This window comes from Paenibacillus sp. OK003 (assembly GCF_900109515.1).
Lineage (GTDB): Bacteria > Bacillota > Bacilli > Paenibacillales > Paenibacillaceae > Paenibacillus > Paenibacillus marchantiae.
In genome coordinates this window covers 38,806-64,411 of the sequence record NZ_FOBD01000015.1, presented here as the reverse complement: position 1 = coordinate 64,411, position 25,606 = coordinate 38,806, and the positions used below count along the sequence as shown (strand labels likewise).

The window sequence follows — 25,606 nt, the reverse complement described above, 5'->3', positions numbered from 1 at the left end:
GTTTTGAAAATGGATATGAAGATTACCTCCATATATACAGGTAGTCATCCATGAGTAAGGATATGCCGGGTCATGCCCGTTACCGTCATGCCAATGAGGGCTGTACTTCCAATACGGATGAAGCAGCTGAATTAGGGTGGAACCACGAGAGTATACAACACTCGTCCCTTTGCCGGGACGGGTGTTTTTTGCGTTCCTTTGCAAAGATTGCAGGAACAGCAATAGATTATCCATCCATGATCATGTATGGACAGAGGTTGAATTTACAGGAGGAATGAGACAAATGGCAGTTAACATTAAACTACCCGATGGTTCGGTTCGTGAGTATGCCGACGGAAGCAGCATTGAAGATGTGGCCGCTTCGATTAGCAGCGGACTGCGCAAAAATGCCGTAGCCGGCAAACTGGATGGAATTGTGGTGGACTTGTCCACAACACTTCATGAGGGAGCATTGGTGGAGATCGTAACACTGGATTCACCAGAAGGCCTGGAAGTGATGCGCCACAGTACAGCTCACTTGCTCGCTCAAGCTGTGAAGCGTTTATATGGAAACAAAGAGGTACATCTGGGTGTTGGCCCTGTCATTGAAGATGGGTTCTACTATGATATGGATCTGGAACAACCGCTCAATCCCGAAGATCTACAAAAGATCGAGAAGGAAATGGAACGTATTGTTAATGAGAACTTGCCGATTGTACGTAAGGAAGTTAGCCGCGAGGAAGCGATCAAAATCTTCGGAGAAGTGGGCGATCCTTACAAGCTCGAATTGATTCGTGACTTACCGGAAGACAGTGTTATCACTATTTATGAGCAAGGTGAATTCTTCGACTTGTGTCGTGGACCACACGTACCCTCCACCAGCAAAATCAAAGTATTCAAACTGATGAATGTTGCCGGTGCTTACTGGCGTGGAGATAGCAAAAACAAAATGCTGCAACGTATTTACGGTACGGCTTTTGTGAAAAAAGCACAGCTTGATGAGCATTTGCATTTCCTGGAAGAAGCACGTAAACGGGATCACCGTAAACTGGGTAAGGAACTCGAAATCTTCACATTCTCCCAACTGGTTGGACAAGGTCTGCCAATCTGGTTGCCTAATGGTGCCAAGCTGCGCCGGACGTTGGAGCGTTATATCGTGGATCTGGAAGAGAGCCTCGGATATCAGCATGTGTACACGCCGGTGCTGGGTAATGTTGAATTGTACAAAACATCCGGACACTGGGAGCACTATCAGGAAGACATGTTCCCAAAAATGGTTATGGACAATGAAGAACTCGTTCTTCGTCCGATGAACTGTCCTCACCATATGATGGTGTACAAGTCCAGCATGCACAGCTATCGTGATCTGCCGATTCGGATTGCCGAGCTTGGCATGATGCATCGTTATGAAATGTCTGGCGCGTTGACAGGTCTGCACCGTGTACGTGCGATGACGCTGAACGACTCTCACATATTCGCACGCCCGGATCAGATCAAGGAAGAGTTCGCTCGTGTTATTGAGCTGATTCAAACGGTTTATAAAGATTTCGGCATTCACGAATATCGTTTCCGTCTGTCCTATCGCGATCCTCAGGATACCGAGAAATACTTCCAGAACGACGAGATGTGGGAGATGTCCCAACGCATGCTGCGTGAAGTTGTGGAAGAACTCAACCTTCCATTCTATGAAGCAGAAGGCGAAGCGGCATTCTACGGTCCAAAACTGGATGTTCAGATCAAGACAGCACTGGGCAAAGAAGAGACATTGTCTACTGTCCAATTGGACTTCCTCTTGCCAGAGCGGTTTGAGCTTGAATATGTGGGAGATGATGGGCAGAAACATCGTCCGGTCGTTATCCACCGCGGTGTAATCAGTACGATGGAGCGTTTCACTGCATTCTTGCTGGAGAACTTTGCAGGGGCTCTGCCACTGTGGTTGTCTCCTGTACAGGCGAAGGTTATTCCGGTATCCGGCAACTTTGACGACTACGCACGTGAAGTGGAAGCGAAGCTGAAACGTGCAGGCATCTCTGCTGAAGCAGATCTGCGCAACGAGAAGCTTGGTTATAAAATCCGTGAAGCACAGCTTGAGAAAATGCCTTACATGTTCGTCGTTGGTGAAAATGAACGTAATGCAGAGGGTGTATCTGTGCGGAAACGTGGAGAAGGCGATCTCGGCATGAAACCTTTGGACGAAATTGTAGCCCAGCTCAAAGAAGAGATTGCAACAAGACTGGTGTAATCCAGAATTGTGGTTCTATAATAGAAAACCGTTTGAATCATATTGGAGTAAATCCAAGGGTTCAGACGGTTTTTTTTGCCCTCACCGAGAAAAGTATAGAATTTTTTCATTTTGGAAAACCTTTGCAGTAAGGGGGAGGTTCTATAATGAAAAAGCAATTCTTAATTCAAAAGAAAAACATAAGGTTCATCATCTCTTGCTGTGTAGTGCTCACCGGAGTAGTCTTGGGCTGGAATCAGGTAGAAGCCTATACCTTTGAAGAGGAAAATGAAGTCATATATGTGGAGAATCGGCACAGCGAAACTTCAGGAGAGCTTGAAGGCGTACATTCTAAAACGGCAGTTTATGAATACAGCGATCAGGCTCAACTCACAACCTTGGTCTATATGGGTTTTTTATGGTCTCCGCAGCCTATTGTCATTCCGCGACCGGAAATTCCGAAGAAGCAGATTGGAGTGGACCCATCCATGCCTGTGCTTGCTCCACGTACAGAACAGGTATTGGACACACACAAGGTAACGGCTACCGGATACACCGCAGGTGTGGAATCAACCGGAAAAGGTCCAAAACATCCTCAATACGGAATTACGTATTCAGGTGTAAAGGTACGCCGCGATAAAGAAACGGTCTCAACGATTGCAGCTGATCCGAAGCTGTTTCCACTGGGCTCCATTTTATATATCCCTGGTTACGGTTACGGCATCGTAGCTGACACGGGCTCGGCGATTAAGGGCAATAAAATTGATCTCTATTTCCCTACAACCAAGCAAGTGTATAAGGAATGGGGCAAAAAGGACGTCGAAGTGCAGGTAATCAAACAAGGCGCTGGAAAATGCACCGAAAAAATGCTGGAAGAATTATCGGAAGCCATTGATGTGTACAAATCCGTACCGGATTCATGGCTCGACAAGGCCGTATAATGATGGATTTTAATACATGAATAACGTACGCGCACTCTTCACATAATACTCTCTGGGGACGAACCCCGCGTTGCAGACATGCAATGTAAATATGAAGAGAGAGGTGATCGTCGTGGCTAAGAAATCTCAAGGTTCACAAACGCCAAACGAGAAGTACAATGCTGAGTTTGGAGAAGAGAATGTAGCAAGCAAAGTGAAGCAATCGCACCAAAACAAAGTGAAGGATAACTTCCAAACACCTGATGAAAAATACAATGCTGAGTTCGGTACTGAGAACACAGGCAAAACACAAAAGTAAATCAATGCGCAGACACCTTGGAGAATTTCTCCAGGGTGTTTTTAATATTTTACATAAATACCCTTCCGCCTCCGTCTGGAGACCGAGATCAATTCCATCTGCCGCCGCTGTTAACCAATTCTTGTCTGATGTAAACTGGATACAGAATACAGACAAAGGAGACATGAGCGATGAAACGATCTACGCGGGACCGCTGGTGGGTTGGCATTCCTCTTATTGCGATTGGCGCAATAATATTGTTCAGGCAATTGGGCTATGACATAGATATCGGATACATGTTCAGAACATATTGGCCGTTATTTTTGATTTGGTGGGGTGTAAAAGGGATAACCGAAATTCGGCGCAACGGGAGTCATGCATTGATTGGACCGGCCATTGTACTGGCGATAGGTGGATACTTCTTGGCACGCAATCTGGGGTGGATTGATTACTCCATGGGTGAGTTCATTCGCTACCTAATTCCGGTAATGCTGATTGGTGGGGGATTGTTTGTTCTGATCGGACCTCGTCGTCGCGACCGGAAACATCATGACCAAATACAACCGCCTCCACCGCCGGAGCCACCATATAAGCCATTGTCCCCTGAGGACCTGGAAATGCCGTCTTCGTTTGATGAACAGTTCGAGAAAACATTTGGCAAACCGAAACAGGAACAGAAGAATGATTCGCATGGATCATTTTATACAGATAAGGAAGACCATAAATCACACGGACATCAACACCATCATAAACATCAACATCATCATCACAAGCATAAAGGTTACGATTCAAATAAAAAGGCATATGGAACATTTGATGACGATGACCACTATGATGATGATCCGAATTATTATGGTGGCCATGAGAATACGATTAACAAATCGGCATTTATCGGCGATATGTATATGGGTCAGGAAGTGTTTTCCCTGAAACCGATGAACATTTCGGCATTTATTGGCGATACGGTGATTGATTTGACGAAGGCGCAAATACCTTACGGTGAGACGAAGATTAACATTTCCTCTTTTATCGGGGATGTGAAGGTATTTGTACCGGAAGATATGGATCTGGGTGTGACCGTGACGACGAATTCGTTTATTGGAGACATGTCGCTGTTAAATCAAAAACGGGGTGGCTTCCTAAGCAGTGCTCAGGCTGAAACGGCGCATTATCGCGAAGCAGGAAAAAAAGTACGGATTGTTGTGAGTGTGTTTATTGGAGATGTCAAAGTGAACAAGGTGGGTTAACGCATGATTCGAACGATTCTCAAAGCAAACAAGTGGGAACTGATGATGTATTTTGCGCTGACCGGACTCATTACTTTGGGCGGGTTTTACTTGCTGTACGGGGAAGTGCTGATGGGAACAGGGCGTCAGCGTGCGTGGACCTATGTTGCTGTTGTGCTCCTGGCTACCATAATCACGGGATATATTGCCGCCTTGCGGCTTCAACGCAAGATTGATCTTCTGGATCTCAACATGCTGAAAGTGTCCAAGGGCAATCTCGCTGTTCGTATGCCTGAGGCAGATGATGCCTCCTTCGGACGGGTATATCAGGAATTCAATGTCATGATGGATTCGATTGAGAAAAAAATGAGATTGCTTCAGCGGCTTGGTGAGCAGGAAGTCATTGAAAAGGAACAGGCATCCGAACGCGCTGTGATTGAAGAACGCAAACGGATGGCAAGAGATTTGCATGATACGGTCAGCCAGCAGCTTTTCGCCATGCATATGTCGGCTTCCTCCTTACCACGTCTGCTGGAGATGAATCCCGAGCATGGCAGCAAAGTGCTGGATCAACTTATTCAGATGTCCCATATCGCACAGCGGCAGATGCGAGGGCTCATCGCTCAGCTTCGCCCAGTGGAGTTGGAGGGAAGGAATCTTGGCGAAGCGCTGGACAGCTGGTTCCCGGATTATTGCAGGCAGAATGGTTTAAAAGGAGTGAAAGAGCTGGAACTGGATGGCGGAATTTCCGATGCCATCGAGCACCAGCTGTTTCTTGTTATTCAGGAAGCGGTCGCTAATGTGGTCAAACATGCGGAAGCGGGTCTGGTCAGTCTGTCCATACGAGAGAGTGAACATCAGATCAGCATGAGCATTAGCGATGACGGTCAGGGGTTTTTGCAGCAAGCGGAACGGCCTGGTTCATACGGATTATCAACGATGCGTGAACGGGCAGAGAAGCTTGGGGGACAGGTTCAGATTATATCGAAGCCGGGAGCGGGGACGACGGTGCGGGTATTCATCCCGAAATTCCCGAAAGAACCAGAGGGGGAAACGGAATGAGCGGAATAGTAAATGTAATGATTGTGGATGATCATGATATGGTGCGGATGGGGTTAAAAACGTATCTTATGCTGGAGCCTACATTTCATGTGATGGGGGAAGCGGGCAACGGACAGGATGCATTGAATCAGCTGCGCAAGCTGGGAGAAAACGAACTGCCTGACCTGATCCTGATGGACTTGATGATGCCGGTAATGAATGGCGCGGAAGCGACACAAGCGATTATGACCGAATTTCCGGGGATGAAAATTGTGATGCTGACCAGTTTTCTGGAGGATGACCTTGTGGTACAAGCGATTGAAGCCGGTGCGGTCAGTTATGTGCTGAAGACGGTATCTGCTGAAGAGTTAATCTATGCTCTGCAGGGAGCATACCGAGGTATGCCTGTAATGACAGGCGACGTATCGCAGGCTTTGACCCGTGGCATCAGACAGCGCACAGCAAGAGAGAACGAATCCGGACTGACGGAACGGGAAAAGGAAGTGCTTTTACTAATTGCAGAGGGCAAAACCAATAAGGACATCGGGGAAGAACTACATATTAGTATCAAAACCGTCAAAACGCATGTGAGCAATTTGCTGATGAAATGTGAAATGGACGATCGGACACAGCTGGCAATCTACGCTCATCGTCAGGGCTGGGTGAAGAATAAGGGTTAGAATGTAGATTTGGCGGGAAAAATGTTCTATAACAGTGTGCTTTTATCTCCTTTTTAATTGTTTTTAAGGTACGGTTAAGGTTTAAAGTACAAAATAAGGACAGTTAAAGAATATCTCTTGCGAAGAAGAGATTGGGAGGTAGAGAGGCATGGACGAACGTAATTACAGAGCGAACCGTCAAGACGAGGAAAATGAAACGAAACAAGCGGAGAATCGCAATTCATCCGGGACGGACGATTCCTCCTATTATTATTCTTATGGACCTTTTCAGTCCGTGAATCAGGAAGATACAGCAAGTTATAATGGCGAACATAATCAACGTGAAGAAGGAAATGTAGAGATTACAAGACCTGACCCCGTGAAACCGGTACCTACTTATTACAGTAATTACAGCAACGAATCATCTGATCAAGCCAATACGTCCTCCAGAGGGGGCGGCGGCAATGGTTCAGGCGGCAACGGAGGGGACCAGGGGAACGGCGGCAAGAACAATGGCAATTGGAATTATAATAACCGTCGGCCACGTTCTTCCGTAAGATCGCTCCTGTTCTCTTTCATCGCCGGGATGTTGGTCATTACAGTGCTGATGTACACAGCGGACAGAACAAACATGTTTACACCACAGGAAGCGCTGACAAGTGCAGACAATGAAAGCTCCAGTCAGTCATCTACGCCTACGAACTCAGGCAGCAGCAATAACGTGACAGCGTCATTACTGCCAACGGGCAAAGAGGATGTATCCTCTGTAGTAACAAGTACAAGTCCGGCTGTCGTCAAAATTGAAACACTTGCCAAGCAGTCTACACGCAGCAGCAGCCAGGGTGGTTCAACGATGAGCGATCCATTGTACCAGTACTTCTTTGGTGGAAGCAATGGCGGAACAGATAGCTACCAAGGCCAAAATAATCAGCAGCAACAGCAACAAAGCAGCAATCAGTTGGTTCCTCTCGGCATTGGATCCGGATTTATTTTTGACAAAGAAGGCTACATCCTGACGAACCAACACGTGATTCAGGGTGCAGATGTGATTCAGGTAACGCTGGAGAACAACAGCAAACCGTATGAAGCGAAATTGCTGGGAAGCAGCTTCGACCTTGACCTTGCTGTATTGAAAATCGAGAAAAACAGCGGCGATGATGCTTTCCCAGTCGCTCCACTGGGCGATTCCAACAGCACACAAGTGGGTGAATGGCTTGTAGCTATTGGTAACCCGGAAGGATTTGAACACACAGTTACTGCAGGTGTATTGAGTGCGAAAGAACGTACGATCAGCATTCCGGACGAAGAAACCGGCAAAACTCGTGAGTACAGCCACTTGTTACAAACGGATGCTTCCATCAACCCTGGTAACTCCGGTGGACCGTTGCTTAACCTCAATGGTGAAGTCATTGGTATGAACGTTGCAGTTAGCGCGGATGCACAGGGCATTGGGTTTGCCATTCCTTCGAGTGTAATCTCCGATGCGGTTAAATATTTGAAAGAAAACAAAGAAGTACCCAAAGAGCCCGTACCGTTCATTGGTGCATCTCTGATGGCCCTAACGCCTGAAGTGGCTAAACAGATGGGAACAGATATCACGGAAGGTTCAGTTGTAGCCAGCACGATCTATCAATCCCCTGCTTACCAAGCAGACCTGCGTGCTTATGACATCATCACAGGTGCCAATGGCACAGCATACAGCACAAGTCAGGATTTGATTGATTTCATCAAGAAACAGGAAATCGGCAGTGAAGTGACACTGAATGTTGTTCGGGACGGCAAAAAAATGGATGTAAAAATCAAAATCGGCAACAAAAACGATTACGATACTACACAAACGACGGATCAACAACAGCAACAACAACCATAATGCCGAATTATGAGTTATAGAATAAGGTTTAGAAGAGCGGAAGGGTTCGAGGGCCCTTCCGCTTTTTTTGCACTATATACGCTTGTACTCCATCAAGGTGGGCTTGAAAACCAACAAGGTATTTGGAGAAGATGCAGATTGCGCTTTTGGCTGTTACAATAAGATTAAAACGTTAAGGGATAAAGGAGAAAGACCATGCGCTCAACTATTCTGATTGTCGATGATGATGAAAAAATCGTGTCCATGCTTCGGCGAGGACTTGCTTTTGAAGGATATGATGTACAGACAGCTTCGAATGGGGCGGAGGGCCTCAGCAAGCTGATGGATAAAGAGCCGGATATTGTGGTTCTTGATGTCATGATGCCGCAAATTGACGGGTTTGAAGTATGCCGAAGACTTAGAGAAGCGGGGAGCAAAGTGCCCGTCCTGATGCTTACTGCCAAAGATGAAGTACAGAGCCGGGTAATCGGTCTGGATACAGGTGCAGATGATTATCTGGTGAAGCCGTTTGCACTTGAAGAATTGTTGGCTCGTGTCCGTGCTTTACTGCGTCGTAAAGCAGATATATCCGACACGCCTGATAATCGACTTATGTATGAGGATATTATTCTGGATAATGATTCTCGTGAGGTGTTGCGTGACGGTCAGCGTCTGGAACTGACTGCCAAGGAGTTCGAATTGCTGAATCTGTTCATGCAAAATCCGAAACGTGTGCTGTCCCGTGATCTGATTATGGATAAAATCTGGGGTTATGATTACAGTGGTGAGTCCAATGTGCTCGAAGTGTATATTGCCATGCTCAGACAAAAAACCGAAGAATACGGCGGCAAACGTTTGATCCAGACCATCCGGGGAGCCGGCTATATTTTGAGAGGTGACTCCTGACATGTCCATTCGGTTAAGATTAACCGCGTGGTATTCAGGCATCTTGGCAGCCGTGCTCATTTTTTGGGGAGTTGTGATCTACGCTTTTGTTTATTTTAATACGTATCAAGAAGTGGAACAGCAACTGAAAGATAAAAGTGAACGAATTACGAATCAGATTGGAGTTAATCCGCTTTCACAATCGCTGGACCTGGACCCTTTTACGGAAAGTCAGCTTCAGGAAGCTCAGATATACATCCAGTTGTGGGACTACCAGAGCAGGTCTGGTAAAATCTCAGGCAATATGGAGAAGCTTCAGATTCAATTTCCCGTTGTGAAATCCAATGAGATCCAGAAAAAGCGTGGGATATCCAAGATTTATGTCAATGGGACCCCTTTCTTGGTGAATCAGCAGCCCCTGTCTCTTCAGGGAACTAATGAAATAAGGGGGCTCCTTCAAGTCGGCGCCAATGTTAGTTCCCAGGAACGATTGCTGGAGGCTCTGCGAAATATTCTGGTCTTTGGCTGGCTTGTCGCGATGGCACTCGCCATTACTTCGGGTCTGATTCTGGCTCGTAAATCCATGCGTCCACTCGTCAATGTGATTGATGCAGCCAATCAGATTCAATCCGGCGATGACCTTAGTGTGCGTATTCAATACACGGGTCCCAAGGATGAGATTGGACGTCTGATTGAAACCGTCAATAATATGCTTGAACGGACAGAGCTGTCATTCCGCGGCCTCGAGGAGACAAATAAAGCTCAGCGCAGATTTGTATCTGATGCCTCGCATGAGCTGCGTACACCGCTGACCACGATCCGTGGCAATGTGGACTTCCTTAAGAAGCTGTGGGACCAGGAGAGCACGGACCGACCGAATCTGGACGAAGAAACGGTGAAACAAATGTCGCTTGAAGCGATAGAGGACATGGCGGATGAAGGCAAACGCATGAGCAGGCTGATCAGCGACATGTTGTCTTTGGCCAGAGCGGATACAGGACAGAAAATCGAACTGAATCCGATCCCGTTGCAGATTCTGGTGCAGGAAGTAGCTCGCAGATCGCAATTCCTTGATCATCAGGCAGACTGGCGTCCAGGTGATCTATCGATTTTGAATGGCATATATGTGAACGGCAGCAAGGACTATTTGCAGCAGATGCTGTTTATTTTTATCGAAAATGCCTTCAAGTACACTCCAGATGGCTCGGTTACGCTTGATGCGATCCTTTATAAAGGGCAGGTAGGACTGCGCATCAGTGATACGGGGATCGGAATGGATCGGGATGAGGTTCCGTTTATCTTTGACCGGTTCTATCGGGCGGATGAGTCCCGCGGTGCCACACCAGGCATAGGTCTGGGACTGTCGATCGCCAAGTGGATCATTGAGGAACACCAAGGGTCTGTCGAGGTTGTAACCAGACGTGGAGAAGGAACAACCTTTATCATTTGGTTGCCGGTTGTCTTTGCTCCGCCTATCGAATAAGGTTATAATAGACAGGACTGCAATTACATCGGCTATCTTTGCCGAGAAAGAAAGCGGGTGGCAACCAAGTGGAAGTACTGCGAATTTCGCCGCGGGGATATTGTTACGGAGTTGTGGATGCGATGGTGCTCGCGCGCCAGGCGGCACGCAATCTGGACCTACCACGGCCTATTTATATATTGGGTATGATTGTGCATAACCAACATGTGACGGACTCTTTTGAAGATGAGGGCATTATTACACTGGACGGACCGAACCGGGTTGATATTTTGAGCCAGGTCGAGAGTGGAACAGTGATCTTTACGGCCCATGGTGTATCTCCGGAAGTGCGCAAGATGGCACGTGATAAAGGTTTGACTACAGTGGATGCAACTTGTCCGGATGTAACCAAAACCCATGACCTTATTCGGGAGAAGACGGCTGAAGGATATGACATTATCTATATTGGGAAAAAGAACCATCCAGAGCCGGAAGGTGCGGTTGGTGTTGCACCCAATCATGTTCATCTGATCGAGAAGGAAGAGGAGATTGACGGACTGAACGTACCTCCCGGCAAAATCCTGATTACAAATCAGACAACGATGAGCCAATGGGACATTAAACACATTATGAGCCGTCTTCTGGAGAAGTATCCAGGTGCAGAGATTCATAATGAGATATGCTTGGCTACCCAAGTCCGCCAGGAAGCTGTTGCGGAACAGGCAGGGCAGGCGGATCTGGTCATCGTTGTCGGGGATCCTCGCAGCAATAACTCCAATCGACTTGCACAAGTATCGGAGGAAATTGCGGGTGTAACGGCATATCGTGTATCAGATGTGGCTGAGATTCAGCAGGAATGGCTGAAAGGTGTGAATAAGGTAGCGGTGACTTCAGGCGCTTCTACGCCAACACCGATCACGAAGGAAGTTATCCTGTATCTGGAGCAGTATGAACATGACAAGCCAGAAACATGGGAAATCAAACGTACGGTGAATATGAGCAAGCTGTTACCACCTGTAAGGGAAAAGACGCGTACGACGTAAACAAACACTAATATAAGAATCTTGCAGTACAGAGCCGAAATCCGGTGACTGACTGCAGGATTCTTTTTTTTGAAGGGGATAAGAGTTGGCTTGACTGAAAAGGGTGAATATGTTATATTTACTTTAGTGGATAAAAGCTTAAAAGCGAACAAGCGTTTAAGCGAAGAAGAGTTTTGAGGATTAAATCAGACGTGCTTAGGCGCTCTCATACAAGGAAGGATGGGATTTATAATGATCGTTATCGCAGGTAAAGCTACTCCGGAGGAACATATTCAGGATATCGTCGCTACAATTGAAAAGGAAGGACTTCAGGTTCATATCTCGCGTGGAGAGGACCGCACCATCATTGGTTTGATTGGTAAAGTGGAGCCGAAAATGGCTGAGCATCTCCGTCAAATGAAAGGTGTGGAGAATGTCGTCAAGATTTCGAAGTCCTACAAATTGGCAAGCCGTGACTTCCATCCTCAAGATACCGTAATCTCCATCAAAGGAGTAGATATTGGCGGCAAGGAGCTCGTCGTTATGGGCGGACCTTGTGCGGTTGAATCCGCTGCACAGATTGATGAGATTGCCGGACTGGTTAAGGCTGCTGGTGGACAGGTGCTGCGTGGTGGTGCATTTAAGCCACGTACAGGTCCGTACAGCTTCCAGGGAACGGGTGTTGAAGGTCTGATCATGATGGCAGAAGCAGGCAAGAAACATGACCTGTTGACCATTACAGAGGTCATGACGCCTGAATATGTGGATATTTGTGCCGAGTACGCAGACATTCTGCAAGTCGGTACACGGAACATGCAGAACTTCGATTTGCTGCGCAAATTGGGTGAGTGTGGCAAACCGGTACTGCTGAAACGTGGTTTCAGTGCAACTTATGATGAGCTGTTGAATGCAGCTGAATACATTCTTGCGGGTGGCAACCCCAATGTAATGCTGTGTGAGCGTGGTATTCGTACATTCGAATCCTACACACGCAATACGCTCGACCTCTCGGCCATCCCTGTCCTGCAGTCTCTCAGTCATCTGCCAGTCATTTCGGACCCAAGTCATGGTACGGGTCGCCGTGAGCTGGTTGAACCGATGACGAAGGCTTCTGTTGCTGCTGGTGCTAACGGCCTCATTATTGAAATGCATACAGACCCAGATAACTCCATGACGGGTGACGGTGTGCAATCTCTGTTCCCTGACCAATTTGCCAACCTGCTTCAGGATCTGGAGAAATTGGCACCAATCGTGGGTAAAACATTCAACACAGCCAAACAACCGGCGGAGTTCTTTCCGGCACGAGTTGGCGTATAACTGTTCTTCTTAGTATAGGTAATATATATCATCCGGGCATCTGTCCTAGCTCCGTTCAATGAGAATGGAGCTAGGACAAAATGTCCGGTTTTTGTGTTATTTGGAGCTTTGAACGCATTTATTAATCATAGGTGATAAGAAACATTTATGATGTAATGTTATTTCCATAATTTAGGTTAAATATACCCCTGCTTTACCGCATTAAACCAGTTAAATATAGTTAATATACGTTGTTAGATGAAATTTATAGGTTTATAAAATGTGAGCATAGCTTACATAGTTTCAAAAAATACCTTACATAAGTATTGACGATGTCACATTTGAGATTTTATAATGACGACAGAAAAAAATTCGAATATGGACATTTTCTTAGCGGGGTTGTTTAATGTTCGGAATATTTGGGAGGACGAATACATGTCGGTTGAAAACGTATTGAAATCAATTCAAGAGAACAACATCGAGTGGGTAGATTTTCGTTTTGTAGATTTATCCGGTCGTGCGCACCACATCTCGTTACCAGCTTCGGCAGTTGACGCAGATACTTTTGTAAATGGAGTAGCCTTTGATGGTTCTTCTATTCAAGGTTTCCGCGGAATTGAAGAGTCCGATATGGTTATGATTCCAGATCCTGAAGCGACTTTTGTCGATCCGTTCACAGCACACCCTACATTGAATGTTATGTGTGACATCTTCACTCCGGATGGCGAGCGTTATGAGCGTGACCCGCGCGGTATCGCAGTCAAAGCAGAAGAGTTCCTGAAAGAAAGCGGAGTAGGTACAGCAGCATTCTTCGCACCTGAATCCGAATTCTTCATCTTCGACGATGTACGTTATGAGAGCGGCACGAACAGCTCTTCCTATTTCGTAGATTCCGAAGAAGCTTCTTGGAACACCAACCGTAAGGAAGATGGCGGTAACCTGGGCTTCAAAGTTCGCACGAAAGGCGGATATGTTCCTGTAGCTCCAGTAGATACACAACAAGATATTCGTAGTGAAATGTGTCGCATTTTGGAAGAAGCGGGCCTGTCGATCGAGCGTCACCACCACGAAGTAGCCACAGCAGGTCAAGCCGAAATCAACTTCCGTTTTGATACGTTGAAGAAAACAGCAGATAACCTGCTTGTATACAAATACATCGTGCATAACACTGCACGTCAATATGGTAAAGTAGCAACATTCATGCCAAAACCACTGTTTGGTGACAACGGTAGCGGAATGCACGTTCACCAATCCATCTTCGATGGCGATTCCCCATTGTTCTATGACAAAGCGGGATATGCAAACCTGAGCGAAATGGCTCTGCACTACATCGGAGGCATTTTGTACCACGCACCAGCTCTGATTGCTTTGACTAACCCTAGTACGAACTCATTCAAACGTCTCGTACCTGGTTATGAAGCACCGGTTAACCTGGTTTACTCCAAAGGTAACCGTTCGGCAGCAGTACGTATTCCGGTTGCAGCTGTGACACCAAAAGGTTGTCGTATCGAGTTCCGTACACCGGACTCCACAGCTAACCCTTACCTGGCATTCGCTGCAATGCTGATGGCGGGTCTGGATGGTATCAAACGCAAAATCAACCCAACTGAGCTTGGATATGGTCCACTCGACAAAAACATCTACGATTTGTCTGATGCAGACAAAGAAAATATCCGCAGTGTGCCAGCTTCCCTGGAAGAAGCGCTTGACGCTCTGGCAGCGGACAATGAATTCTTGACTGAAGGCGGCGTCTTCACACAAGAATTCATCGAAAACTATATCAACCTCAAACGTGACGAAGCGAAAGCAGTAGCCATCCGCATTCATCCGCATGAGTACAGCCTCTACTTCGACTGCTAATTCGTTCGGAACAGAAGCTGTTCCCAATGTAAAGCCTCCGGGACTCGCTCTCGGAGGCTTTTCCTTGAATGAAACGATGTAGTGCATTAACTTTGCAGGGTGATAAAGGAATTTGATAACCCTGATTCGCAGCTTCGGTGCTTATTGCCCTTGAAGCAGATAAGGAATACTGATATCATAGCGATAATATTCACTTCATATGTCAGCTACGGATGGAAAGGGCGGGGGATTTTGTGACAAAGAGAGCGTATAATTTTAATGCAGGACCTGCGGCGTTGCCACTTGAGGTTCTGGAGCGTGCTCAGGCAGAATTTGTTGATTTTCGGAATACAGGGATGTCGATTATGGAGATGTCTCACCGTGGAGCCGTGTACGAATCTGTACATAATGAAGCTCAAGAGCGTTTGTTGTCTCTGTTAGGCAACCCCAAAGGATACAAGGTCCTCTTCCTGCAGGGCGGAGCAAGCACTCAGTTCGCCATGCTGCCGATGAACCTGCTCGGGGAAGGGCAGACAGCCAGTTATGTCATGACAGGCAGCTGGGCCAAGAAGGCACTGTCTGAGGCGAAACTGATTGGGGAGACGCAGGTCGCTGCATCTTCTGAAGCGGATAAATATATGAAATTGCCGGATGTGTCGAATCTTAGCTTCCCGGATCGTACAGCTTATGTTCATTTGACGTCTAACGAAACAATTGAGGGAACACAATTCAAGTCATTCCCGGATACCGGTTCAGTTCCACTTATTGCCGACATGTCGAGTGACATCTTCTGCAAACCGTTTGATCTTAATCAATTCGGCATGATCTATGCAGGTGCACAGAAGAACCTGGGCCCATCAGGGATTACGGTTGTTATTGCTCGCGAAGAGCTGGTGAGTGAATCTCCTAAAACGATTCCGACGATGCTTCGTTATAGTACACATGTGGATAACAATTCTCTGTATAATACACCACCGTCCTTCTCCGTATACATGGTGAATGAAGTTCTGAAGTGGATCGAGGAACAAGGCGGATTGGCTGGAATTGAACAGAAGAATGTGAAGAAAGCAGATCTGCTTTATAATGCGATCGATTCCTCGGGAGACTTCTACCGTGGTTGTGTAGATCCGGCAGATCGTTCCCTGATGAATGTGACCTTCCGCCTGGCTAACGAGGAGCTGGAGAAACAGTTTATCAAGGCATCAGAGCAAGAAGGGTTTGTTGGTCTGAAAGGGCATCGCAGTGTGGGTGGCTTGCGTGCTTCCATTTACAATGCGGCTCCATATGAAAGTGTTAAAGCAATTACGGACTTCATGAGCCACTTCCAGAAGACCAATGGATAAACAAACTGGCAGCGAGTTGTGAATTCAAGCATTCACACTTGTGCTTTACCAGAGCCTTCCACATTGACGTGTGGAGGGCTTTTCTTTAAGATTAGAGAATTGTCGTTTACATGAAATGAAAAGGAGATTGAACACATATGGCTTTACATATCGTTCTGGTTGAACCGGAGATTCCGGCAAATACGGGCAATATTTCTCGTACATGTGCGGCTACCGGTACACATTTGCATCTCGTGCGTCCACTTGGATTCCGTACGGATGACGCTACGCTGAAACGCGCGGGTCTGGATTACTGGCATGCCGTTCATATTGAATATCATGATTCGTTTGCCGAGGTTCAGGAACAGTATCCGGAAGGGCGTTTCTTCTACGCAACCACGAAGGCGAAAAACCGTTATAGTGATTTTAAGTTTCAGGATGGAGATTTTCTGGTATTCGGTAAGGAGACAAAAGGTCTTCCTCCAGAATTAATTGCGGCCAATCCCGATACTTGTATGAAGATGCCAATGACAGGTGATGTCAGATCATTGAACTTGTCAAACTCAGCAGCAATCATTGTGTATGAGGCATTGCGTCAACTTAATTTCCCAGGTCTGGATTAATCCAATTCGCGTATAAGTGACGGTTAGAATTCGCTAAAAAAACATTTTTCAAAAAAAAGGACAAAAAATGTTTATTTCCAGCAGGATTCGACAAAATCTTGGCGAATTAATAAACATAGTACAAATGTACCTAGAAATTTAGAGTAAGATAGGAGAGGTGTGCCGTAGCTATGAAGCCAGCTGGAGTCGTTCGCAAAGTTGACCAATTGGGTAGGATCGTATTGCCTAAATCTTTGCGTAAAAGGTATCAAATGAATGAGGGAGATCCTGTAGAGATCTTAGTACAAGGGGACCATATCATTCTGGAGAGATACCGTCCAAAATGTATTTTTTGTGGATCAATGGAAGAAGTCAATGAGTTCAAAGAGCGTTACATATGCGCACAATGTTTAGATGAAATGACCCAGCTTCCACAGCACGGGTAAAATAAAAAGTATCATGGCCTCTGAAGGTCATGATACTTTTTTTTTGTGGAAAAACCATGTCCACTTCTTGTTTATCGGGAGCAAACGAATGGGATCAGCTATTCGTGTTGTATTCCATCACCCAATATTTCTCCCCGGGTGCACCTTCTTCAACGACTTTTTTCCACCCCTGTCGTTCGTAAAAGCCAATTGCTTTATGATTATCAGATACGCATTTCAATCGAACAGGCTGCTGCATGAGTGAAATTGACGCATCAAGTAAGCGTGAGCCTGTACCCCCACCGATAAAACCGGGATGGATAAACAAAAGGTGGATAAAGTTCTCGGGAAGATATAGCGAAGCGAAGCCGAGAAGCTGTCCTTCTTCATTTTCAGCAACGAGGATATATTCTTCAACGGTGTCTGTATCAAAATCCTGTAGGGACAGCTCTTCCGGCTTAGCCCAGTGGAACCGGGCACGTCGCGACTCGAGATAGATGATTCTCAACTCCGCATAATCTGCCTGAGTGGCTGCTCGTATAATCAAATGTTTCCCTCCAGAATAGGCAATATATCTGACCATACATGATCAAGAATGGCTTGCATATTTTGTTCATCACTATTGATGGCAATAACGGACTCCAGCTCCGGTAGGACAACACATAGTTGACCATTGGCGCCATCAGCACGGTAAGCGTTATGGGAACATCTCCAGAATTGATATCCATAACCTTGTCCCCAGTCGCCGTCTCCAGGTGTAGGGATCTGTTGTGTTGTCGCTAATCGGATCCATTCCGCAGGAATGAGCTGCTCGCCGTTCCAGCGGCCTTCCTGAAGCAACAGTTGACCGAACCTGCTTAATTCCTCGTTGGTTAGCTGCAGGCCCGCACAGCCCAATGTAATGCCCAAGGGAGAAGTTTCCCACTCTACATGCGAAATGCCCAGTGGCTCGAATAGCCGCGGAATCAGATAGTCCTTCACGGTCTGACCAGAGGCAGCCTGAAACATGGCGGAGATCATAAACGTATCTGCACTGCTATATGTAAACGTTTCACCAGGAACTCTGTCCAAAGGAAGAGACATATAATATTTGGCCCAATCTTTCTCAGGGAGAGTGGCTCGCTCTTCTGCCCATAACACGGGTACGTCATGACCCGAGGACATCCGCAGCAAATCATACAGGGTGAGGTCCGCAGGAGGGAAGGCTGTTAAATTAGAAGCTGGTGTTGGTGATGTGAAATAGTCCCCCAGTCTGGATTCAAGTGTAAGTGTACCTTCATCCAAAGCCAATCCAATCGCCATGCAGGTAAACGATTTACTGACGGAATGCTGCAAGCGGCGCATATCGCTGGTACGATCCCACGCTCCGATTGTAACCCCTTTCTGCAATACCCGAACAGAATGTACGTTTAACTGCTGCTCATCTATATGATGAACAAAAGAATCCATAATACTCGACATCTTAACATCCTTTCTAAAAAAAAGAAGAATTTGTGTTATTGGTGAAACGTTTCCGCAATCCGGATCAAAAATTAGAACTTATGTTAGTACAAACTTGGTTCAATGTCAATGAAGATGTGCAAACGGTTACTTAAAGGATATTGTTTTACATTAAAAGTGCCTTTTGACGCAAATTTCATCACGAAAAATCAGTTTTTTGAGAAAAAAGCGCGAAATTTGTAAAAAGGTTATTGACAGGGTTTGCACTTCGGGATTATGATTTATTCGAAACGATTCGAAGAAATCGCTTCCACGTAAAAAGTGTTGTAATCAAGTCCAAGTAAATCAACGTTGGCTATGTTTTGAAACGATTCGAGAAAATCGTTTCGATAACCAAGCGAAATACGGGGGAATCACTGGAAGTTGCAACAAAAAGGCAGAGAAACAGAAGTTTACAGACAGCAGCCGACGATGAAAGGGGTTACATATGGCGCATATAACGATCGAAACCGGATCGCCTACGTTATGCATGAATACAAGCATACATGTAGTGTCCAGTGACTCCGGAGACACTTCAGGCGGTACGCTATATTTGCTGCATGGTGCAGGTGATAATGCAAGTACATGGCAACGTTTGACTACAATTGAAATGTATGCGCAACAATATGGCTGTACCATCATTATGCCGGAAGCGAACCGAAGCTATTATACCGATATGGAATACGGCCTGAATTACTTCCATTACATCACTCAGGAGCTGCCTGAATTCTGTAGGCGTCAGCTCAATCTGAATACAGACCCGGCCAAGACTTACGTCGCCGGTCTATCCATGGGTGGGTATGGTGCATTGAAATGTGCACTGACATTTCCCGAGAGATACCGCAAGGCGGTGTCCTTATCAGGTGTAACTGATATTCAGACCCGGCTTCATGATCCGGAGATGCCATCAGGCATGATCAAGGAAATGAAAGCGGTTTTTGGAGAACGGTTACAGGTAAAACCCGATCAGGACCTGTACGCACTGTCTGCAAAGCTGTTGAAGCAGGGTGGAAAATTACCGGATATTCTGAGTTGTTGTGGTGACATCGATCCGTTTGTGGATATGAATCGCAAATTCGCGGAATACATGCAGGAAACGGACTTTGAGTTTCAGTATGTGGAAACACCGGGTACCCATGAATGGAGATTCTGGGAGCAACACCTGCGAACCATGTTTGATTTTCTGTATAACGACAAGACCAAAGTAGAGTGAGGAGATGCAATTTGAAACCTGCAGCCGAAGGACCTAGCAAAAAGCTGAAGGGAAACTTGAAAGGCAATTCGCTCTGGAGTGAAATCTGGAAGCACAGAATGACGTACACCCTGCTTATTCCAGGGCTCGTCTGGCTGATCCTGTTTGCCTACATGCCAATGGGTGGCCTGTCTCTTGCGTTTAAAGACTACAAGGCAAACCTGGGGATCTGGGGAAGCCCATGGAGCGGATTTGAGAATTTCAAATACGTTTTCCGGGATCCAACCTTTATTGACGCCGTATGGCGGACGCTGTACATCAACATTCTGAAACTGATTATTCAGTTCCCGTTCCCAATCATTCTGGCCCTGTTGCTGAATGAGTTGCGGATGCGCAGAGGGAAAAAGTGGTTCCAGACGGTTCTTACGTTCCCGCACTTCCTTTCATGGATCATCGTTTCCGGGGTAGTCATCAACGTGCTGGCTTATGACGGACTGGTAAACAGCGCACTTGGTTTGCTTGGATTGCCAACCATTAACTTCCTGGGTTCCGAGTCCAACTTTGTACCGATGCTGCTGTTGACGGATATTTGGAAATCAAGCGGATGGGGTGCGATTATCTTCCTGGCTGCCATTTCCGGTATCGATCAGGATCAGTATGAATCGGCGCAGATTGACGGCGCTTCCCGTATGCAGCAGATGTTCAAGATTACATTGCCAAACATTCTTCCTACAATCACCGTCATGTTTATCCTGTCGGTTGGTGGATTGATGTCTTCCGGTTTCGACCAGATCTTCAACTTGGCGAATGCCGCAACCAAAAATGTATCGGAAGTATTGGATGTATACATCTATCGGATCACTTTCCAGTCTTCAACGGACTTCTCATTCTCGACAGCGGTCAGCTTGTTCCGTTCCCTCGTGAATATGGTCTTACTGCTTCTCGCAGACAGATTTGCCAAGTGGCTTGGCGGAGACGGTTTGTTCCGATAAGAGAGGAGGAAAAATGAAATGAGCAAGAGAGCTAACAAAAAACCGAGAATTGGTACTGAAAAAATGACATTTCTCGATTACATTATTTTCGCTATATTACTTGTGCTTGCCCTGATGATTCTGATTCCGTTCTGGAATGTCATCATGATCTCGTTCGCAACACAAAAAGAATATGCTGACAATCCATTTTTGATGTTCCCTAAAGAATGGACATTGGATTCCTATAAGGCGTTGTTCGCTGACGGAACGATTCTGTCGGGTTATAAAAATACAATTATTTTGCTCGTCATTGGTTTGCCACTCAGCTTGTTCCTGACAACAAGCATGGCATATGGCCTTAGTCGCAATAAATTTCCGTTCAAGAAATTTCTCTTTTTCCTAGTACTGTTCACCATGATCTTTAATGGTGGTATCGTACCGCTGTACCTGATCATGAAATCACTTCACCTTACAGGTACGTTGTGGTCCGTTATCCTGGCGGGAAGTTTCAGTGCATTTAACATGATTCTGATGATGAACTACTTCTACACACTGCCTGAATCGCTGATGGAATCAGCGAGACTGGATGGTGCAGGAGAGTGGAGAATTCTGTTCTCGGTAGTTCTTCCGCTGGCTACACCAATTATGGCTACCATCACGTTGTTCTACGGCGTGGCGTACTGGAACAGTTGGTACGATGCGATGATATTCCTTCGAAAAGCGGATCAGTTACCGCTCCAGAATGTACTCCGAAACATTATCGTCACATCGCAGACGAACGCATCCAATGCATCCAGTGTGGATGCTGCCCAAGCAAGCAATTTCTCCATGGGTATGAAGATGGCGGCAGTATTTGTAACCATGGTACCAATTATGTGTTTCTTCCCAATGCTGCAAAAACACTTTGCCAAAGGGGTATTGACAGGGGCTATCAAGACCTGATTATACGTATAGGATTTTGCATTAAAATTCTACTAAAAACATGGGGGTAAAACATGAAAACGAACAAAAAGTTGTCAGTAAGAGCTCTCTTTGCCATCACGCTTAGTGTAGTTATGCTGATGGTGACCGCTTGTTCCAGCCAAGGAGCTTCAGGTGGTAACGAAAAAGATGCAGAGGGAAATTACAAAGATAACCTGACCATCTCTGTTGCTAACCTGACAGAAATTAAAAACGGGAACCTGGATAATGATTTCCACAAGTTCTGGACAGACAAGTTCAATGTAACATGGGATTACAACTATATTGATTGGGATTCATGGGGCGAGAAGCTTCGTCTGTGGATCAACTCTGGCGATTTGCCGGATGTAGCCGTATGGAACTACGTGCATGGCGATGCCATGAACAGTATTGATCAAGGCCTGTTCTACAAATTCCCGGATGACTGGAAAGAACGCTGGCCTAACGTGGCAGCAGCCTACAAGTTGACCGGTCTTGGAGACAAGCTGGAAGAACTGACAGGTGGAACATACGTCCTGCCAAGACCAATCTATTTCGAGAACAAACCGGCTGACCCATTGACGAACCAAATTGGTGTCATTGCGCTTCGTAAAGACTGGGCTGAAGCGGTTGGTTTCGAACTGAAAGATGCATATACAACATCAGAATTGAATGAATACGCTGAGCTTGTGAAAGAAAAAGATCCAGGCAAAGTGGGCAACAAACTTGTACCTCTGTCTTACAATGCGGCAGATGCTATGACGAATATCATTATGCCGAACAGTGTGCATGCCATGACTGACTCTCCGTTCTATAAAGGAGAAGATGGCCAGTTCCACTGGGGACCAGCAGATCCTGAAACTCTGACAGGACTTAAATTGATGCAAAAAGCCTACAAAGATGGCTTGCTCAATCCTGAGTTCTACACATGGAAAAACAATGAAGGTCAAAACAACTTCAAAGTAACAGGTACAGCTGCAGTAACAAGTCTGGGCGGACTGGCTTCGTACAGACAAGGTCTGGATTCCGATATGAAAAAGAATCTGGGTGTGGATAGTGATGATCTGGTACACACAGCAATCGTATTGGGCGATGACGGGAAATACCGCAACATGGAGCAAGCCAACTTCTGGTCTGCATTGATCTTCAATCCGAACATCAGTGACGAGAAATTCGAACGGATCATGGATCTGATCGACTACTCAACTACCAAAGAAGGACAATTGCTGATCAACATGGGCTTTGAAGGAAAAGATTGGAAGTATGACGAAAACAACGAACTCGTTAGCTTGCTGCCAGAAGGAACTGTTCTGGAAGATAAATACCCAGCACGTTTCGAAGGTCTGTATCTTCTGGGTGACGACTTCAGTGTTGTAAACCCTGCAATTAAAAAGGATTATCGTGATAGAGCTGTGAAGCTGTTCGAGGAAAAAGCAAAACTCGGTACAGAAGGTCAATCACTCGCAACATACGACTGGGATGTCAACCTGTACGATTCCAAAGCTAAAAGTCAGGCTTCATTCGACTACCAGAATGAGTATGCCAACTTGATCCTCAAAAGTGGAGATCTGGAAGCGAACTGGAAAGAATGGGTAAACAGCAAAATGTCCCTGGTTCAACCTTATCTGGATGAACTGAACAAAGAATTCAAGTAATCATTCAGTAGTTAACAAGATGGGATATGACAGGTGTGTTCTGTCGGTCCCATCCAATCGAACCCGGTGCGCGGTCTCTCCCCGAACGCAGCCGGGTTCTTTAGTTCAACAACATGTAGTGGAGGATAATGTCTATGAATAACGAGCAGTTGCTAGACCTTGTAAAGCAAATGACCTTGGAAGAAAAAACGGCCCAGCTGCTACAGCTGACCGCTAACTTTTATGAAGGAACCAGTGTTGAAGGTCAGATCACAGGTCCAATGGAAGAGATGGGAATCACGGAGCAGTCCGTGGATGCCAGTGGCTCCATTCTGGGATTGTCCGGTGCACAGGCCATTATTGATGTACAGCAAGCTTACCTGAAAAAAAGCCGTCTCGGCATTCCGCTCTTGTTCATGGCGGACGTCGTGCATGGGTTTAAAACTATTTTCCCCATCCCGCTTGCCATTGGTTGTTCATGGGACACCGAACTGGCAGAGAAAAGTGCTGAGATTGCAGCACGTGAATCCGCCGTATCTGGCCTCCATGTCACGTTTGCACCGATGGTCGATCTTGTTCGTGATCCGCGCTGGGGTCGAGTAATGGAGACGACAGGCGAAGATCCTTATTTGAACAGTCTGTTCTCTGCGGCATTTGTACGTGGATATCAGGGCGACAGTTTGAAGGATGAGCCGGATCGTCTGGCGGCTTGTGTAAAACACTTTGCAGCCTATGGGGCAGCAGAAGGTGGTCGTGATTACAACACGGTCGATATGTCTGAGCGCAGCTTGCGTGAGTACTATTTACCGGCTTACAAGGCAGCACTGGATGCAGGCGTCGAAATGGTTATGGCTTCATTCAATACCGTAGAGGGTATTCCAGCGAGCGGAAATGAGAAGCTCATGCGTGACATCTTGCGTGACGAGTGGGGCTTTGATGGTGTGTTGATCTCGGATTGGGCTTCCATTCGCGAGATGATTGCTCATGGCGCAGCTGAAGATGATCGTGAAGCTGCATACCGCGCCATTCGTGCAGGAGTGGACATCGAGATGATGACACCTTGTTATGTTCATCATCTGCCAGAGTTGATCAAGAACGGAGAAGTGGAAGAAACGCTCATTGATGAAGCGGTGCTGCGTATTCTGCAACTGAAAGAAAAGCTGGGATTGTTCGATAATCCACTGCGTGCAGCGGATCCGGAGCGTGAGCGCGAGATCGTGTTCTCGAAAGAACATCGTCAGGTATCGTACGAGCTTGCAACCCAATCGGCAGTATTGCTGAAAAATGATAATGACGTGCTTCCGCTGAAGCCAGAAGCCAATGTAGCGTTAATTGGACCTTTTGCCCAAAGTGAAGACATTCTCGGATGGTGGTCCTGTGAAGGTGTCAAAGAGGATGCCGTTAAACTCGGAACGGCTTTGCAGGAACGTCTTGCTGCCGGGAAAGTTCATATGGCTCAAGGCAGCAACGCTCACACGATCACCGCTGAACAGATTGCTGAAGCGCTTGAAGCAGCAAGCAAAGCTGATCTGATCGTGCTTGCACTTGGTGAAGATTCTGAAATGAGTGGTGAAGGCGGATCGCGTACGGATATTCGTTTGCCAGCAGCTCAACTGGAATTGGTTAAACAGCTCAAAGCAGCCGGCAAACCAATCGCGAGCGTTATTTTCAACGGTCGCCCTCTGGACTTACATGGTGTATTTGAAGAATCCGATGCTGTGCTTGAAGCGTGGTTCCCGGGCAGTGAGGGTGGAGCGGCCATTGCCGATGTATTGACAGGTGTGGTGAATCCATCTGCGCGTCTGACGATGTCCTTCCCGCAATCTGTAGGTCAGATACCGGTATATTACAATCATTTTAATACAGGACGTCCACTCAATCCGCAAAAGACGGAAGAGCGTTATGTCTCCAAATATATTGATAGTCCGAATGATCCGCTGCTTCCGTTTGGCTACGGCTTGTCATACACCTCGTTTGAGTATGGTGACCTGAAAGTATCAAGCAATGAAATGACTGCTGATCAACCTCTGACCATCCAAGTGCTTGTAACCAATGCTGGCGAACGTGCTGGGGTAGAGACGGTTCAGTTGTACGTACGTGATGTCACGGGTGAAGTTGTGCGTCCAATGCGTGAGCTGAAAGGCTATGTCAAGCTGTCACTCGCACCGGGTGAAAGTGGTACGGCTACATTTACATTAAATGAAGAACAGCTTCGTTATCATCATTCCGATTTGAGTCATCGCAGTGATAAGGGAACATTCCACATTTTCGTAGGGCCGAATAGCCGCGATACATTGGAGAGTACGTTCAAGTTGGTGTAATGGGATATTGTGGATAGGAGGATA

The 25,606-nt window shown here is 46.5% G+C and carries 23 protein-coding genes; 21 read left to right on the top strand and 2 right to left on the bottom strand.

Annotated features, from left to right (window positions below):
- The first annotated feature begins 50 nt into the window (after nt 1-50).
- From BMW94_RS21925 to BMW94_RS21850, 16 genes are all read left to right on the top strand, one after another.
- Nucleotides 51-278: a hypothetical protein gene (locus tag BMW94_RS21925; protein ID WP_063564233.1), complete on the top strand. Its 228-nt coding sequence runs from the start codon at nt 51-53 to the stop codon at nt 276-278.
- A 5-nt stretch (nt 279-283) separates the two neighbouring features.
- Entirely contained in the window at nt 284-2,221 is a 1,938-nt protein-coding gene (gene thrS, locus BMW94_RS21920) for a threonine--tRNA ligase (protein WP_091001034.1), read from the top strand.
- A gap of 146 nt (nt 2,222-2,367) precedes the next feature.
- Nucleotides 2,368-3,141 (top strand): 3D domain-containing protein, encoded by a 774-nt coding sequence (locus BMW94_RS31165; protein ID WP_302848009.1) that lies wholly within the window; start codon nt 2,368-2,370, stop codon nt 3,139-3,141.
- 112 nt (nt 3,142-3,253) lie between these two features.
- Complete coding sequence (locus BMW94_RS21910; protein WP_090902048.1) at nt 3,254-3,439, top strand: hypothetical protein; 186 nt, start codon at nt 3,254-3,256, stop codon at nt 3,437-3,439.
- Between the two features lie 170 nt (nt 3,440-3,609).
- A complete protein-coding gene (gene liaF / locus BMW94_RS21905) occupies nt 3,610-4,665 on the top strand; it encodes a cell wall-active antibiotics response protein LiaF (RefSeq protein WP_091001033.1) in 1,056 nt (351 codons plus the stop codon).
- Nucleotides 4,666-4,668: 3 nt separating this feature from the next.
- Nucleotides 4,669-5,706, top strand: coding sequence for a HAMP domain-containing sensor histidine kinase (locus tag BMW94_RS21900; protein WP_175480806.1), 1,038 nt, complete (start codon nt 4,669-4,671; stop codon nt 5,704-5,706).
- Nucleotides 5,703-6,365, top strand: a complete 663-nt coding sequence (locus BMW94_RS21895; protein WP_063564237.1) for a response regulator — start codon at nt 5,703-5,705, stop codon at nt 6,363-6,365. The genes BMW94_RS21900 and BMW94_RS21895 overlap by 4 nt, the downstream gene beginning before the upstream one ends.
- A 148-nt stretch (nt 6,366-6,513) precedes the next feature.
- Complete coding sequence (locus tag BMW94_RS21890; protein WP_091001032.1) at nt 6,514-8,214, top strand: S1C family serine protease; 1,701 nt, start codon at nt 6,514-6,516, stop codon at nt 8,212-8,214.
- 195 nt (nt 8,215-8,409) lie between these two features.
- Nucleotides 8,410-9,099, top strand: a complete 690-nt coding sequence (locus tag BMW94_RS21885) for a response regulator transcription factor (RefSeq protein WP_091001031.1) — start codon at nt 8,410-8,412, stop codon at nt 9,097-9,099.
- Between the two features lies 1 nt (nt 9,100).
- A complete protein-coding gene (locus BMW94_RS21880) occupies nt 9,101-10,561 on the top strand; it encodes a sensor histidine kinase (RefSeq protein WP_063564240.1) in 1,461 nt (486 codons plus the stop codon).
- A gap of 68 nt (nt 10,562-10,629) precedes the next feature.
- The gene (locus BMW94_RS21875) at nt 10,630-11,583 is read left to right on the top strand and encodes a 4-hydroxy-3-methylbut-2-enyl diphosphate reductase (RefSeq protein ID WP_091001030.1); all 954 of its coding nucleotides are present in this window, start codon (nt 10,630-10,632) and stop codon (nt 11,581-11,583) included.
- A 231-nt stretch (nt 11,584-11,814) separates the two neighbouring features.
- Entirely contained in the window at nt 11,815-12,879 is a 1,065-nt protein-coding gene (aroF, locus tag BMW94_RS21870; RefSeq protein ID WP_063564242.1) for a 3-deoxy-7-phosphoheptulonate synthase, read from the top strand.
- Nucleotides 12,880-13,293: 414 nt separating this feature from the next.
- Nucleotides 13,294-14,718, top strand: coding sequence for a type I glutamate--ammonia ligase (glnA, locus tag BMW94_RS21865; RefSeq protein WP_091001029.1), 1,425 nt, complete (start codon nt 13,294-13,296; stop codon nt 14,716-14,718).
- Between the two features lie 233 nt (nt 14,719-14,951).
- The gene (gene serC / locus BMW94_RS21860; protein ID WP_091001028.1) at nt 14,952-16,040 is read left to right on the top strand and encodes a 3-phosphoserine/phosphohydroxythreonine transaminase; all 1,089 of its coding nucleotides are present in this window, start codon (nt 14,952-14,954) and stop codon (nt 16,038-16,040) included.
- A 137-nt stretch (nt 16,041-16,177) separates the two neighbouring features.
- Nucleotides 16,178-16,642, top strand: coding sequence for a tRNA (uridine(34)/cytosine(34)/5-carboxymethylaminomethyluridine(34)-2'-O)-methyltransferase TrmL (trmL, locus tag BMW94_RS21855; RefSeq protein WP_091001027.1), 465 nt, complete (start codon nt 16,178-16,180; stop codon nt 16,640-16,642).
- A gap of 170 nt (nt 16,643-16,812) precedes the next feature.
- On the top strand, nt 16,813-17,067 hold the full coding sequence (locus BMW94_RS21850) for an AbrB/MazE/SpoVT family DNA-binding domain-containing protein (RefSeq protein WP_024629045.1): 255 nt from the start codon (nt 16,813-16,815) through the stop codon (nt 17,065-17,067).
- Between the two features lie 94 nt (nt 17,068-17,161).
- On the opposite strand, the gene BMW94_RS21845 is transcribed toward BMW94_RS21850, so the two are convergent.
- Entirely contained in the window at nt 17,162-17,593 is a 432-nt protein-coding gene (locus tag BMW94_RS21845) for a GNAT family N-acetyltransferase (protein WP_091001026.1), read from the bottom strand.
- On the bottom strand, nt 17,590-18,507 hold the full coding sequence (locus BMW94_RS21840; protein WP_091001025.1) for a serine hydrolase domain-containing protein: 918 nt from the start codon (nt 18,505-18,507) through the stop codon (nt 17,590-17,592). The genes BMW94_RS21845 and BMW94_RS21840 overlap by 4 nt, the downstream gene beginning before the upstream one ends.
- A gap of 466 nt (nt 18,508-18,973) precedes the next feature.
- Between BMW94_RS21840 and BMW94_RS21835 the strand changes: the two genes are divergently transcribed.
- The 5 genes from BMW94_RS21835 (at nt 18,974) to BMW94_RS21815 (ending at nt 25,582) form a co-directional block, all read left to right on the top strand.
- The gene (locus BMW94_RS21835) at nt 18,974-19,738 is read left to right on the top strand and encodes an alpha/beta hydrolase (RefSeq protein WP_091001024.1); all 765 of its coding nucleotides are present in this window, start codon (nt 18,974-18,976) and stop codon (nt 19,736-19,738) included.
- An 11-nt stretch (nt 19,739-19,749) separates the two neighbouring features.
- Nucleotides 19,750-20,709 carry an ABC transporter permease gene (locus BMW94_RS21830; RefSeq protein ID WP_063564249.1) on the top strand — a complete coding sequence of 320 codons (960 nt, stop codon included), beginning with the start codon at nt 19,750-19,752 and terminating at the stop codon, nt 20,707-20,709.
- An 18-nt stretch (nt 20,710-20,727) separates the two neighbouring features.
- Complete coding sequence (locus BMW94_RS21825; protein WP_024629050.1) at nt 20,728-21,630, top strand: carbohydrate ABC transporter permease; 903 nt, start codon at nt 20,728-20,730, stop codon at nt 21,628-21,630.
- 53 nt (nt 21,631-21,683) lie between these two features.
- Complete coding sequence (locus tag BMW94_RS21820; RefSeq protein WP_091001023.1) at nt 21,684-23,282, top strand: type 2 periplasmic-binding domain-containing protein; 1,599 nt, start codon at nt 21,684-21,686, stop codon at nt 23,280-23,282.
- Nucleotides 23,283-23,416: 134 nt separating this feature from the next.
- Complete coding sequence (locus BMW94_RS21815; protein WP_091001022.1) at nt 23,417-25,582, top strand: glycoside hydrolase family 3 N-terminal domain-containing protein; 2,166 nt, start codon at nt 23,417-23,419, stop codon at nt 25,580-25,582.
- Nucleotides 25,583-25,606 lie beyond the last annotated feature (24 nt).